11 protein-coding genes and 2 tRNA genes are annotated in these 13,307 nt (G+C 43.6%); 8 read left to right on the top strand and 5 right to left on the bottom strand.

The genetic code is table 11. The annotated features are described in order from the left end of the window. Nucleotides 1–619: 619 nt before the first annotated feature. The 4 genes from GXO74_01090 (at nucleotide 620) to GXO74_01075 (ending at nucleotide 5,470) form a co-directional block, all read left to right on the top strand. A complete protein-coding gene (locus GXO74_01090) occupies nucleotides 620–1,600 on the top strand; it encodes a hypothetical protein (GenBank protein NOZ60253.1) in 981 nt (326 codons plus the stop codon). Then, nucleotides 1,582–2,952 (top strand): hypothetical protein, encoded by a 1,371-nt coding sequence (locus GXO74_01085; GenBank protein NOZ60252.1) that lies wholly within the window; start codon nucleotides 1,582–1,584, stop codon nucleotides 2,950–2,952. Before GXO74_01090 ends, GXO74_01085 begins: the two co-directional genes overlap by 19 nt. Continuing rightward, nucleotides 2,897–4,453 (top strand): hypothetical protein, encoded by a 1,557-nt coding sequence (locus GXO74_01080; protein NOZ60251.1) that lies wholly within the window; start codon nucleotides 2,897–2,899, stop codon nucleotides 4,451–4,453. Before GXO74_01085 ends, GXO74_01080 begins: the two co-directional genes overlap by 56 nt. A 165-nt stretch (nucleotides 4,454–4,618) precedes the next feature. Beyond that, the gene (locus GXO74_01075; protein ID NOZ60250.1) at nucleotides 4,619–5,470 is read left to right on the top strand and encodes a hypothetical protein; all 852 of its coding nucleotides are present in this window, start codon (nucleotides 4,619–4,621) and stop codon (nucleotides 5,468–5,470) included. A 53-nt stretch (nucleotides 5,471–5,523) separates the two neighbouring features. On the opposite strand, the gene GXO74_01070 is transcribed toward GXO74_01075, so the two are convergent. Together GXO74_01070 and GXO74_01065 are read right to left on the bottom strand one after the other, a co-directional pair. Continuing rightward, nucleotides 5,524–7,059 (bottom strand): B12-binding domain-containing radical SAM protein, encoded by a 1,536-nt coding sequence (locus tag GXO74_01070; protein ID NOZ60249.1) that lies wholly within the window; start codon nucleotides 7,057–7,059, stop codon nucleotides 5,524–5,526. Next, the gene (locus GXO74_01065) at nucleotides 7,056–7,781 is read right to left on the bottom strand and encodes a MerR family transcriptional regulator (GenBank protein NOZ60248.1); all 726 of its coding nucleotides are present in this window, start codon (nucleotides 7,779–7,781) and stop codon (nucleotides 7,056–7,058) included. Before GXO74_01065 ends, GXO74_01070 begins: the two co-directional genes overlap by 4 nt. 232 nt (nucleotides 7,782–8,013) lie before the next feature. Here GXO74_01065 and GXO74_01060 point away from each other — a divergent pair, with 232 nt between their 5' ends. Continuing rightward, a complete protein-coding gene (locus tag GXO74_01060) occupies nucleotides 8,014–8,673 on the top strand; it encodes a hypothetical protein (GenBank protein NOZ60247.1) in 660 nt (219 codons plus the stop codon). Here the strand turns inward: GXO74_01060 and GXO74_01055 are convergent. The 3 genes from GXO74_01055 to GXO74_01045 form a co-directional block, all read right to left on the bottom strand. Continuing rightward, nucleotides 8,661–9,869 (bottom strand): PP2C family protein-serine/threonine phosphatase, encoded by a 1,209-nt coding sequence (locus GXO74_01055; GenBank protein ID NOZ60246.1) that lies wholly within the window; start codon nucleotides 9,867–9,869, stop codon nucleotides 8,661–8,663. The genes GXO74_01060 and GXO74_01055 overlap by 13 nt on opposite strands. A 39-nt stretch (nucleotides 9,870–9,908) precedes the next feature. Next, nucleotides 9,909–10,262, bottom strand: coding sequence for an STAS domain-containing protein (locus tag GXO74_01050; protein ID NOZ60245.1), 354 nt, complete (start codon nucleotides 10,260–10,262; stop codon nucleotides 9,909–9,911). A 117-nt stretch (nucleotides 10,263–10,379) separates the two neighbouring features. After that, a complete protein-coding gene (locus GXO74_01045) occupies nucleotides 10,380–11,504 on the bottom strand; it encodes a M42 family metallopeptidase (GenBank protein NOZ60244.1) in 1,125 nt (374 codons plus the stop codon). A gap of 310 nt (nucleotides 11,505–11,814) precedes the next feature. Here GXO74_01045 and GXO74_01040 point away from each other — a divergent pair. The 3 genes from GXO74_01040 (at nucleotide 11,815) to GXO74_01030 (ending at nucleotide 13,192) form a co-directional block, all read left to right on the top strand. Then, a tRNA-His gene (locus GXO74_01040) sits at nucleotides 11,815–11,891 on the top strand. Between the two features lie 19 nt (nucleotides 11,892–11,910). After that, nucleotides 11,911–11,986 (top strand) — tRNA-Glu (locus GXO74_01035). 219 nt (nucleotides 11,987–12,205) lie between these two features. After that, on the top strand, nucleotides 12,206–13,192 hold the full coding sequence (locus tag GXO74_01030; GenBank protein ID NOZ60243.1) for an integron integrase: 987 nt from the start codon (nucleotides 12,206–12,208) through the stop codon (nucleotides 13,190–13,192). The last annotated feature ends 115 nt before the right edge of the window (nucleotides 13,193–13,307 follow it).

Raw genomic sequence — 13,307 nt, 5'->3', positions numbered from 1 at the left:
TTTTAAACTTTTCATTGCCATTTCGGCAATTACATTGGATTTTTGCATTAGAGACAGTTACTTCTTCCATAAAAGCAACAGCCCCATTCTCCAGAAATTTTTTTTCAAAGATTTCCATTTTTCGCTTGATGAAAATCTCAGGCAAAAACAGTACCATGAATTTTAATCCGTCGTTTTTGGAATATTTTTTGCAAAGTATTTGAAAATTGCCGATTAAAAAAAATTAAAATTTCTATTGACTATTTCCTTAAAAAGGATAAATTATTAGGTTAAGTTTTCCGTGACTATTCAGCCGCCAAAGCTCGAAAGCTCCAAGATTGAATTAAAAGCTAAATTTCTAAAATGATATTTTGAGAAACTGAAGAAGGAGTTGTAGTTTTTCACATTATGTACGCTCTTTAATAGCTTGCGCTTTCTTTCATTTTTTTTAAAGCAAACCGGAAGCAAAATTTTGTTGCATGTTATCGTCTGCATCTACAATTTTTTTACTGCAAATTTTCATTATTGTTTAAAATACTATTTTTTTTCCTTTGAGTCTTTGAGACTTCGCGGCTAAATATTTACAGTTTTCCGCGATGAAAAATGAAAATTGTACTCTTCAAAAAAATCAGAGAAAAATATGGAATTTGATTCTATCATCACTCACAACGATTTGGATGGCATTGTTTCCGCTGCGATTTGCTCATCCGTTTTTGGCATTGACCGCATCAAATTCGCCGGCCCCAACAACATTGCCAACGCAGAAATCACCATCACCAGCAACGATATTGTCTGTGATCTCCCCTATCCGCTGGAGTGCGGTCTGTGGTTTGATCATCACGAAGGGAATCTGGAAGAGCTGCGCTATCGCAACATCGACGTTGACGACATTCCGGGAAAATTTGATTTGCAGCCATCTTGCGCCAGAGTGATTTTTAACTATTTTAACGAGCAGCGCGATTTACCGGAATATTTCGATGAACTTGTCCGGGAAACAGACATCATCGACTCGTTTCAGTACGCTTCTCTCGAAGATTGGCAGCGTGAAACGCCGGCAAAAATAATCGACTCCACCATTCGTTTGCAAACTGAACCATACAAACAAAAGCTGAATTACTTGAGGAAACTGATTTTTCTGCTCAGGGATAATCCCATTCAGCAGGTCATTGAGTTTGACGAAATTCTGCAACGATACCAAAACTACTTGCAGGAAGAAGAGAATATTTTGCAAATCATTCGCCGAAATTCAAATTTTTTGGAGCAAGACAAAAGCAGAGAAATAATCATTCTCGATTTGTCCGGATTTTCCCGGCCGCCGCGAATCATCAAGAACCTGGCGTATCTGCTCTATCCCGAAGCGTTGTGCGTGCTGGAAATCAGACCGATTTTCCGCCGCCAAATCAAAACGACCGACCTTGGCATCTCGCTTTCGCTGAGCATCAATTTGAATAATTCCGAGCTTTCCCACGACTCCGGAGAAATCATGCGCGAACTCAATTTAGGCGACGGACACGCCGGAGCTGCCGGCGGCACGATTCGCAGCAAAAATAAGGCGGAAATGTTAAAAAACAAAACCAAAATCATCAACGAGATTTTCAAACTATGGCAAAATCAAAAATGAAAAAATCGCTGCCAACAATTTTCTTCTCGTTCATCGTTATTTGTTTTTTCGCCGGGCGAAGTTATTCACAGCTTTCCTTCTCTCAGAACCATCCTGAATTAAAGTGGCAGAAAATCGAGACCGCCCATTTCAAAATCATTTTTCACAATGGCGTCGATTCTGTCGCCGCGGAAGTGAGCCGTATCGCTGAAGAAATTTATCCGCAAATCACGCGCGATATCGGCGCCGAGCCGCCCACGCGCACGCCAATAATTGTCACGGACTATCTCGACGAATCAAACGGCCTGACAACGCCGCTGGGGCATTACATTTTTCTCTGGACGCGCGCCATGGAAAAATACACTACCGGCGATGAGGACTGGCTAAAATCGCTCGTGGCGCACGAATTCACTCACATGGTGAGCTTTTATTCAGTGCGCGGTTTCGGAGGCTTCTGGAGCGAACTGATTGCGCTGGGATTTGTGCCCACCTGGTATCTCGAAGGCACGGCGCAGTTTGAAGCGGAAAAATGGTGCGCCCATCGGGACATGCTGCTGCGCGTCGTTTCCTATCATCGCGACTTGCTGCCCGACAAAAAATTGACCGGCTTCATCGCTGCCGACCAAATCGATTCCCGCCTCGTTTACGAAGAAGGGCACTCGCTGGTTAGATATATCGCCCACCGTTTCGGGAATGACAAAATCAAAGAAATTTTTCACAACCTTCGCGCCTTCCCATTCAGTTTCAATCTGGCGCTGAAGCGAGCCATCGGCTTGTCGGAAAAAGAACTTTTTCGCCAATGGAAGAATGAAATCGATGGCCACTACAAAAAACAATATGAAAATCAAATTCCGGTCACTGAAAGCGGCGCTGTCGTTCAGCTTCCGTTTCAGGCAGTGTACAGCGCTCGCTGGTCGCCGGACGGGAAATATCTGGCGTTCGTGGCAGTAAAAGATTTGGAGGCGCACGTTCGCGAGCTTTTTTTGCTGGAACGAAAAACAGGAAAAATCCGGCGCATCGCGTCACCTTTTGTAAATTCAATTTTTTCCTGGTCTCCGCACAGCCGCTACATTGTTTTTTCTCAACAGCACGTTGTGCCATCCGGGTCTGAACTCTTTGATTTATTCCTATTTAATTTGAAAAGACAAAAAATCCGCCAACTCACTACGGCGGAGCGCGCTAATGATCCGGATTTTTCGCCCTCGGGGGAAGAAATTGTTTACACAAAACACGAAGTCACCGGATCAAATTTGTGGGCGCTGAATTTGAAAACCAGGCGCGAAGAGACAAATCACGAAATTTTCTCACTGCAACGAAGTGTTCAGTCCCCGCTGGTCTCCCGACGGAAAAAAGATCGCCTTTTCGCTTTTTGACGATCATCAGCGACGGGACATTTTCTCCGTCGACGCCGACGGCGCGGATTTGACGCCGCTCGTTTCCACTGCGGCAGACGACCGTTACCCTGCCTGGTCGCCGAATGGGAAAAAATTGGCATTCATTTCTTATTCCAACGGCACGCCAAACTTGTACGTGAAGGATTTGCAAACAGGAGAAGTCAGCCAAACCCAAACTCCCGGCGGCGTCTTTTTGCCCGATTGGCTGCCCGGGGAAGAAAAAATCTCTGTTGTCAGCTTCGAAGACCGAAATAAAATTCCCCTTGTTATTGTCGATGTTCAAAATCAAAAATCAGCGCCAAAGAAAAAACTCCAACCGGCGCCTTTTCACACCATCGTCAATCCTGTTTACCAGCGGCGAGATTTCCCGACAGACATGGTCTTTCCGTCGTCAACAATAAAGCATTACAATTCGTTTGCCGGAATTCGCCCACAAATTTTACTGCCCTACGCCGATTGGAGCGAAAAAGGCTGGCAGCCGGGCGTCATCATTCGTTTTGCCGACCCATTGGAAAAACAGGCGCTTTTGACATCTTTCACCTATCGGGCGCGGCCTCATTTTTCGCTCAATTACATCAACCAACAATGGCGTCCCACGATTCAGGCTTATCTGGAAAAAACGACCATCGACCACGGCGATTTTCTGTATTTCAAGGACGGAAGCTCGATTCCGCTGATCGAAGATTTCCGCACCGCTTCTCTCGGACTCAACTGGACGATTAATCGCGGGAAATCTTTACTGGCGTGGCACAATTTGTCGCTGCGCGCAACTTTCACTCATCGCAAAGTAATCAACCAGGCCGATTTTGCCAATCCGGACATCTCCGAAAATTTTTTGCCGTTCCAGGGCTGGACAAACATCGTGACGCTGGGATATTCATTCATCAAATATCGCCCGGACGTATTTTACGACATCCACCCCAAAACCGGCAAAAGCATTGCCGTCGCTTTCAGTCATGCCTCCTCGTATCTGGGCAGCGATCTTTCTTTCAATCAGGCTTCCCTGCTCGGCGTCGTCAGGCAGCAGTTGCCGTTTCTCAAGCATGTAATTGCATTACGGACAGGAATTTTTCTGCGCGAAGGCGATCAGGCAATTCAAAGCAGGCCGGCGTTGGGCATGCCCTACCTGCGCGGCGTCACTTTTTCCCGCGAAGGAACGCGTCAGGTTTTCGCCAATCTGGAATATCGTTTTCCCATCATTCGTGATTTAGGGTTGAAAATCTGGATTTTCTATTTCGAACAATTCTGCGGCGCTTTTTTTACTGACGTCGGCAAAGCCTGGGTCTCCGAGTTCAAAGGCTACCACGGCAACGCCAGGCGCTTTGCTGATGCCGATTGGGTTCAAACAGCCGGTTTTGAGTTGCGCCACCGATTTTATTTTTTGGGAAAAATTCCTTCCGTCATTCGCGTGGGGTATGGCGTGAATGTCAGAAATTTTGATGAGCGAAAATTATTTGTCGCTTTTGGCAGAGTTTTTTAATTTCCCGCAGCGAGTGAAATCAATTACCAAACAGGGAACCTGTTCCGGCTTTTTGAAATTTAATATCAAAAAGCAGCATAGAGTTTTCAAAAATTAATTTTGAAAATTTATTTGACACAACAAATTGCCAATAATTTGACTTTTAACATCAGCTAATTTTAAATCATGGTCGAACTGATTCCTGAAAAATTTAGCGACAGCGTACGTTTTTTTGATGATTTTTTCAAACTAAAAATCAGCCGTGCCGACATGCTCGGACTGCGATTGATTCTGGAAAAATTTTCCGCGTTGCCGTACGAAAACATCAGCAAAATCATCAAATTGAGCAGGACGTGGAACAAAAACGACAAAGTCCGCCTGCCCGATGAAGTGATGAACGACCACGCCGATTTTCATTTTGGCGGCACCTGTTTCTCGCTGACTTTTTTTCTGGAAACTATTCTGCTGCGCCATGGTTACCAGTGCTATCCGGTGATGGGCGACATGAGGGCGGGAAAGAATATTCACAGTGCGCTCATTGTGACTTTCCAAAGGAAAAAATATCTCGTCGATCCCGGTTATTTGCTCAATCAGCCCCTGGAAATTAATCCGCAAAAACCGCGGCTCTACCGGGCAGAAGGCGTCGGTGTGGAGCTTGTTTTTAACCCGCAACTTGATTGTTATCAATTAGTTACTTTCAACAAAGAAAAAATGACCTGGCGCTACAATTTCCAAGACAGAGCCTGCCCCAAAGATGAATTTGTCAAACATTGGGAAGCGTCATTCACCAAACCTTCCATGCACGGCATTTGTCTGACAAAATTAGAAAAAGACGGCATGATTTACATTCACAAAAATTTCATGCGCCACACGACTTTCTCGGACAAAAAAAACTTCAATATTCGCGCTAACTACCATTCCACAATTCGCTCGATTTTCGGCATTGACGAGGAATTCGTCGAACAGGCGCGGCTTGCGCTAAAATTCAATCTGGAAACGGAGCAAAAAATGGGATTATTTATTCCCCGGAAGAAATAAAGCTACGTTAATCTTCACTGCGATAAGGCAATCACTTCCGTCGTGTTTGCGCTCTAAATGCCGGCCAAACCTTTTTTTCCTGACAAATCTGAATTCAAACCACGATCTTCTTTTGTTTCATCAACAGAATTGTTCGCGCGCTTCCTCCATTCAGGCAGTCGAATTAGCTGGCGCACGTCAATATTAATTTTGAAATCAAAATTCGGCTTCAACAATTCCAGGATTTTAAGCCAGAGATGATTTTTTTTCTTCCAGTTGCGATTTAATCGACGAGCGTAAATTCCGATAACAATTTCATTAATTTTGAAACGAAACAACTTTTTCATCAATTGCTTCAGGGAGTAGAATTTTTGATGCCCCCGCATTTGCGCTTGTTGCAATTGCTCCATTGTCATATTTTTTGGCTCAAAAACCGCGTGATGGGCATCGTACAACGCCCAATCGGAAAATTTGATTCTATTCTCCTCCTGTAACTTGCTGTAAGTTCTCGTCCCGGGCAACGGAGTCAAAACCAAAAACTGCACCGTACCAATTGAACTCCTGGCGACGAACTTAATCGTTTCTCCGATGGAATCAAGCGTGTCGCTGTCAAAACCAAAAACAAACATGCCATGAATGTGAATGCAATTTTTACGAAAAACCTCAATGGCGAGCCTGATTTCCTCGACGGTTTGTTTTTTCTTCATTTCTTTCAAACTTACCGGATCGACTGACTCGAATCCGATAAAAACTGTCTCGCAGCCGGCTTTTTTCATTAAATGCACCAATTCCGGATCTTTCGCCACATCCGCACGCACTTGTGTGGACCAGCGAAAGCTGAATTTTTGCTCAATCATTTTTTCCAGCAATTCTCGCGTGCGCCTGTGGTTTGCGGCAAAATTATCATCGTAGAAAAACACAAAATTTCCTTTTTCGTTGTACCGTTTCAATTCCTCAATGATGTTATCTGCAGAACGAAAGCGATATTTTCTGCCAAACATTCCGGTGACCGAACAAAATTCACAATCAAAAGGACAACCGCGCGAAGTTTGCACCGGAACGATGCGATAGCCGTATGTTTTTCGGATGCCATTTTTTATCAATGAAAAATCAGGATAAGGAATTTCGTCCAAATTTTTGACAAAATCAACCATTGAGTTATGGACAATATCTGTGCCTTTTCGAAATGACAAATTTGGCACTTTTTCCCAATTTTTTTCCGACAACCACTGCTCGATAAAAACGGGAAGCGCCTTTTCAGCTTCTCCGCGGAAAACAAAATCACAATGTTCCAACGCCTCGTCTGGCAAATAAGTGACATGAGGCCCGCCCATGAGCACAGGAATTCCCAGAGCGCGCACTTGATCAGCGATAATGTACGCCCGGGTTGCCGTGGATGAAATCGTGGAAATTCCCACCAGGTCAGCAGTTTCCAGCAACTCGAACGACAACTCTTCATTTTCTTCTATTATTACGCGAACATCCCAGTTCATCTGTTTCATCATTGTTCCGAGGATTAAAGTGCCTAATCGCGGAATTACAAATTTGGAAAAAATGTGAAAGTTCGGCGCTTTCGGCTCAATGAAAATGATTTTATATTGTGATATCATTTTTTCCCTTTCTTATCATTTTGTTTTGGCTTTTGTTGCTTTAATTTATTGTTGATATCGCGGATTTCCTTTTCTTTTTTCTTTAGCAGATCTTCCCAGCGGGAAATGCCTTCTTTGAATTTATTTATTTTATCATAAAACTCTTGAATTCTTTGTTGCATAAGTGTCAGTTTGCTGGCAGTTTCATCAATCGCGAAAGATTGAATATCGTTTTGAATCATCAAAAACGTTCGAAATAGATCGGCTATTTCCTTGATTTCATCCAGACTGAAGCCAAATAACTGTAGATCCTGTATCAAATGTCCCAGATAAATCCAATGCTCACTGTACAATCTAAAACCGCCTCCGGAACGAGTATCCGGTTCAATTATGCCTCTTTCTTCCCAATATTTTATCGTTCGCGGATTCAGTCCAAGCTTGTCAGCCAGCCCTCCTACCGTTAAGTATTTGATTTTCTTGCTGTCTGATCGATCTTTTCTCGCGGATGGTAAGCCAATCTTTTTAGCTATTTTCACCACCTCGTCGATGGAGTACCCCATTTCTAAAAATTTTTTTATTTCGTTGACGCGCTTCAGTTCATCTTCTTTGAAAACGAACATATTCCCTTCTGCTGTGCCTCGCGGAAATATCAATTCATTTTTCAACAGTTGCTGGAATAACTCGCCGGAAATATCTGCGCGCGAAACAAATTCTTCCTGTGTGATAATTTTATCAGCTTTCAAAATGTCACCTCACTGTCATTTCGAGTTAGTTTTTACCATACTGTCACTATACGTATATTTCCGTTAAAAGTCAAGTACTTTTTTTATTTGTTTTGATTGACTTGCCTTTTTTCTCTGCCAGTAAAATAATTTTTGCAAATTTCCGACTTTTTTCTTATCTTTGTAAAGATTTAGAAATTTGCAATAGTGCTTTGCAACGACAGTTTTTCGTGCTAAACGAAATGAGGAACTCATGAACTTTGATTTCGAAATTGCTCCGGAACTGAAAGAAAAACTCAAAATCGCCGCCATCGAATTTGAAAATTTAACAGTCCAACAAAATAACAAGCAATTGGCCCGGGAAATAAATGAACTATGCTCCAAATTAATGAAGCAATTCCCTGCTCCAGCTTCAGCCGGCGAAATTTTGCAGCCGATGCGTGAACTTTACCGCAGTTGCGGCATCGATCCGACCAAAGTCAGACCTTCTTCGGAAGCATTGTTCCGCCGAGCTGTCAAAGGCAAAGGCCTGTATCAAGTCAACTCATTGGTGGACACGTGCAATTTGTGTTCGTTGTCATTCATGTTGTCCATTGGGTTGTACGATGGCGAAAAAATTGCCGGGAGAATCATCTCTGTTCGGCTGGGTCAGGCAGGTGAAAATTACCAAGGTATCGGCAAAGCAGCAATTAACTTAGCGGGTAGAATCGCGCTTTTTGACGAGATCGCTCCGTTTGGCAATCCTTCCGCGGATTCGTTCCGTACGCGAATAACAGAGCGTACACGAGAAGCATTGTTTGTCGTATTTGCACCCAAAAGCTATGACGATGAAAAATTAAAACAACACATTGATTTCATTGAAGCAAAAGTTGAGGAGTTTCATGCGGGAGTCAGCGTAACTCATTTTGTTTGACTCGTTTTGGGGAGCCGCTTGATCACCACCACCGTCACATCATCATCCCAGGGAGTGTGGTTTCCGAAATTGAACACTTCATTGAGTATCTCTTTTGCCAATCTTTCCGCGGACAAATCAAGATTATCGACAATGAAGTGTTTCAGCTTTTCTTTCTCAAACGCCTCGCCGAAATGATTTCTGCGCTCAATGATGCCATCGGAATAAAGCACCAGAACTCCGCCCGGCGGGATGTTGGTAAAACCGCGCTGCAATTTCACTTTCGGCAGGGGACCTAAAATCGTGCCGCCGCGTTTCAGCAGGTCGACTTTTTTCCTGTGCGCCAACATCGCCTCCGGATGACCGGCATTAATGTAAACCACGTCACCGTTGTTTTCGATCTCCGCATAAAAAAGTGAAATAAAAGCGGTGGAAAGCGTGCTGCGATGAATGACGCGATTGAGTTTTTCCAGCACCGGCGAGATTTTCATCTCTTTTTCCAGTCCCATACGCAATCCGGTGACGACGTCGCGTACCAATAAAGCTGCCGGCAGTCCATGGCCGCTGGCGTCTCCCACGGCTACGCCGAAATTTCCTTCATCGAAAAGCATGTAATCGTACAGATCGCCGCCGACGATTTCTGCTGAAATTGACTTGCCGTAAATATCAAACCCCGGAATTTCAGGCGGCTTTCTCGGCAACAGACTTCTTTGAATCATTTCTGCCTGATAGAGCGAACTTTTCATCCACTCGCTTATCAGCCGAGCATTGAGCACCTTGCGGATTGTGTTAATAGAAAATTCAATCGCCTCACGCTCCCAGCCATCGTACAATTCTAACACAAATAGCCAGACAATTTCATTTTTTTGTACAGTAAAAGCAACCTGAGGCACAAACTCGTACGGCTCTCTTTCAACGTCTAACAGAAAATCGTCCTCGTGGAAAATGTAGCATCCGTGGCGCAGCACTTCCTGTATTGCGCTCGATTTCAGCGGTAATGGTTTTCTTGCTTCCGCTTGCAAATTATCGCTCTGTACCGGAACAAATTCATCCAGCGCCAATTCATACAGTCTGCCGTTGCGGATGTGCAAGTCTTTGCCAAGCGTGTTTACCAATTCTTTTAAAATCATTGGCAAAATTTTATCGGAGCCGAGTTGATCGATCTCAGCAAGGATTGCGTCCAATTTTCGATAATATTCTTTCGGATTTCTAATCATACAAACCACATCTTCCGTGTTCCGATTTGGGCGAAGCCCTCAATTCATGTTCTGAATTTCCTGCATTGCTAATTCCACAGAGTCGAAATAATTAAAAAACTGTTCCAGTTTTGTCACAGTAAGGGCGCCTTTGATGAAATCATTACATCCGGCAAGCGCTATTTTCTCCCCTCCGCTATTCGTGAAAAGCGTCGCAGCAGTAATCAGTATCGCTAAACCAGTGCTATTAACTCGCTGTACATGAGACAAATCCAAAATAATCTGTTTCGCTTTTTTTCCCAATAAATCGGACATCTGGCGTTCAAATTCTTTGGAGTCAGCAGGTTCGCCCAGTAAAATGCCATCAAAACGAATTACGCCAACGCTCTCTGTCAACTGATTTGCGATATCCATTTTGCCTCCAGGGACTAAAAAATCAAATCCTTTTCAATCATTTACAATCCTTTTATGGACTTGATTAATAATACAAGTTACAGCGCATTTAGTTTCAATATTTTTATTTACAAAATATTAAACTTCAGTAAAAGACTGAACTGTTTTTCTATCGAGCCGCTTGATGATTTCGATGAGCAACCGGAGCCCGTTCTCCACATCATCCAGCGAAACTACTCCCACATGGGAGTGAATGTGCCGCGTCGCAATGCCAATCACCAAGCTCGGGCAACCGGAACGACTGAGATGAATCACTGCCGCATCGGTCCCGCCGCGCGCGATTTGCGACAATTGAAATGGAATATTGCAGCTTTCAGCCACATCAATTGCAAATTCTTTGAGCCCCTGATTGGGAATGTGCGAAGAGTCGTAAGTCAAAATTGTCGGTCCCTTTCCCATGACAGCAGGCGCTTGCTGCGGTTCAACGCCGGGAATATCTCCGGCGATATCGACGTCCAGCGTCAAATTTACGTCGGGCTCAATCACCCACGCCGTGGTACGCGCGCCGCGAATACCGACCTCCTCTTGCGTCGTCGCCGCTCCGACAACGGTATTTGGATGGTCAATTTCATTTACTTTCAGCCGCCGCACAACTTCAGCAGCCAGGTAAACACCGATCCGATCGTCGAAAGCCTTGCCCATGGCGACTTCCATTGTGCCCGTCGATTTTTCTCCCTCGCCAAATTTCTTTCTTTTGAAAGAAGAAAATTCTGAAATAGGCACCGCCGGATCCCCGATGCGAATGCCCAATTCTTCCACTTCTCTTTTGTTGCTGCAGCCGACATCGATGAACATCCGCGTTTTTTCCACGACTTTTGTTCTCTCTTCAGGCGTGAGCAAATGCGGCGGTTTGGCGGCAATGACTCCTTCGACATCTCTTTTTTTCGTACGAATGCGGACTCTTTGCCCCAAAAGCACTTGATCGAACCAGCCGCCGATGGGATTAAAAGTCAAAAATCCTTTCTCGTTAATGCCGGAAATTACAAAACCGACTTCGTCGATGTGGCCTGGGAGCAAAATGACCGGTTTCTCGCTGCTACCCTTTTTCACGAACATCATCGAGCCCAGCTTGTCAAAACGTATTTCATCGACAAAGTCCTGCACATAATTCTTTGTGATGTGGATCGCCTCCCTCTCGAAACCCGACGGCGCGAAACTGTCACAAAGCGCCGCTAAAAACTTCTTTGCATTTTTTTCCATCAACGCTCCTTTCTTTGCTCTGTTTCAAAACGAACGGTGCAATTCATTTTTTCCTCAAAGTAAATATTTTTTCCACTTCCATTTTGCTTCAAAGAACGCAATCAGACAGACTTTCTTCAAACTGGCTGTCAAAAAAAATAAAAAATGACGATTTTTTACAAAATTGTAAAATTGATGAACTTATTACATGCCTGAATATCATTCAAGTTCCACTCGGAGAGTAAAATATTTGCCGCTTTATTTTTTTCCCAAACGCGATTTTTTCCTTGCATTTTTTAGTAAAATGTTTTATATTTAGCCCGCTTATTTGATGGAGGGCGTAGCTCAGTAGGTTAGAGCATCAGGTTGTGGCCCTGAAGGCCGCGGGTTCAACTCCCGTCGCTCTCCCCAACTTGCAATGTCAAAATTTGTCCCCATCGTCTAGTGGACCAGGACTCAGGATTTTCATTCCTGCAACGGGGGTTCGATTCCCCCTGGGGACGCCAAACGAGAAAAGCTGACAGAAATGTCAGCTTTTTCTTTTTTAGGCTTGTCCCACCTAATAAGGTGGATTACACTTTCTGAACATTAATGCCCTGCTTCATCACTTCCCTACTCAATAATTTCTCACATTCGAAATATTCCATTTTTTTCTTGACATTTTTGATTTTCTTGATTATATTGAAAACTACCTTCACTGCCGTTATCCGCAAACAGAGGCAAATATGCCAAATAGCATTGAACAGGTAACTCCAAAAACAAAACCGAAGCTGCTTGATCAGCTTCGTTCAACTATCCGAACGAAGCATTATAGCTACCGAACAGAACAAACTTATGTATATTGGGTAAAACGGTTCATATTATATCATGGTAAGCGCCATCCTCAAACGATGAGTGAAAACGAGATTTCGCAATTTATCAATTACCTGGCAACAAAAGAAAATGTCTCTGCATCAACGCAAAATCAAGCGCTCTGTTCGATTATCTTCCTTTATAAAAATGTATTACATCAAGAAATTGGCGACGTAAAAATCTTATGGGCAAAAAAACCAAGACATTTACCCGTTGTTTTCACTAAAGAGGAAGCAAAGAAAGTATTGGCAGAGATCAAAGGAATAAACCGGTTGATGGCAAACCTACTTTATGGAGCAGGTTTGAGGCTATCCGAATGTCTTCAATTACGCGTTTGCGATATTGATTTCGAATATAAACAAATTACAGTTCGCAGCGCAAAAGGTAATGTGGACCGAAAAACAATGCTACCGGAAAAAATAACCGAACCTTTAAAAGCGCACATCAAAAAAGTAGAAAAACTGCACGAAAAAGATTTGCGGGAAGGTTACGGCGCTGTCTATCTCCCCTACGCACTGAGAAAAAAATACCCGAATGCAGACAAAGAGTGGAAATGGCAATTTGTGTTCCCGGCCACGAAAATATCCACAGATCCCAGAACCGGAATTATGCGAAGACATCATATTTATGAAACAGTATTGCAAAAAGCGGTAAAAACTGCCATAAAGCGGGCGGGCATAACAAAACACGCCGGCTGTCATACTTTCAGACACAGTTTTGCCACGCATCTTTTGGAAGCGGGATATGATATTCGAACAGTGCAGGAATTGCTCGGGCACAAAAACGTGAACACAACGATGATCTACACCCATGTATTGAATAAAGGGGGAAAAGGAGTAAAAAGTCCCATAGATTTTTAACGAACGTATGAAAGCGTAAGCCATGACATATTTTACAAAAAAAACATTACAAGCGGGAAAGCCCGGCACAGAAAAATGGGTAAAAAAATATGGCAATTCGCTCGTTTGCGTAAGG

It is taken from the genome of Calditrichota bacterium (genome assembly GCA_013152715.1).
Classification (GTDB): domain Bacteria; phylum Zhuqueibacterota; class Zhuqueibacteria; order Thermofontimicrobiales; family Thermofontimicrobiaceae; genus 4484-87.
Note: the sequence above shows the minus strand (reverse complement) of the source record. Positions and strands in the feature narration are given on the sequence as shown.

What these genes read in the sequence shown, in the direction of transcription:
- GXO74_01090 (NOZ60253.1), top strand. Translation starts at nt 620, where the DNA reads ATGGAATTTGATTCTATCATCACTCACAACGATTTGGATGGCATTGTT.
- GXO74_01085 (NOZ60252.1), top strand. Translation starts at nt 1,582, where the DNA reads ATGGCAAAATCAAAAATGAAAAAATCGCTGCCAACAATTTTCTTCTCG.
- GXO74_01075 (NOZ60250.1), top strand. Translation starts at nt 4,619, where the DNA reads ATGGTCGAACTGATTCCTGAAAAATTTAGCGACAGCGTACGTTTTTTT.
- GXO74_01070 (NOZ60249.1), bottom strand. Translation starts at nt 7,059, where the DNA reads ATGATATCACAATATAAAATCATTTTCATTGAGCCGAAAGCGCCGAAC.
- GXO74_01060 (NOZ60247.1), top strand. Translation starts at nt 8,014, where the DNA reads ATGAACTTTGATTTCGAAATTGCTCCGGAACTGAAAGAAAAACTCAAA.
- GXO74_01055 (NOZ60246.1), bottom strand. Translation starts at nt 9,869, where the DNA reads ATGATTAGAAATCCGAAAGAATATTATCGAAAATTGGACGCAATCCTT.
- GXO74_01050 (NOZ60245.1), bottom strand. Translation starts at nt 10,262, where the DNA reads ATGGATATCGCAAATCAGTTGACAGAGAGCGTTGGCGTAATTCGTTTT.
- GXO74_01030 (NOZ60243.1), top strand. Translation starts at nt 12,206, where the DNA reads ATGCCAAATAGCATTGAACAGGTAACTCCAAAAACAAAACCGAAGCTG.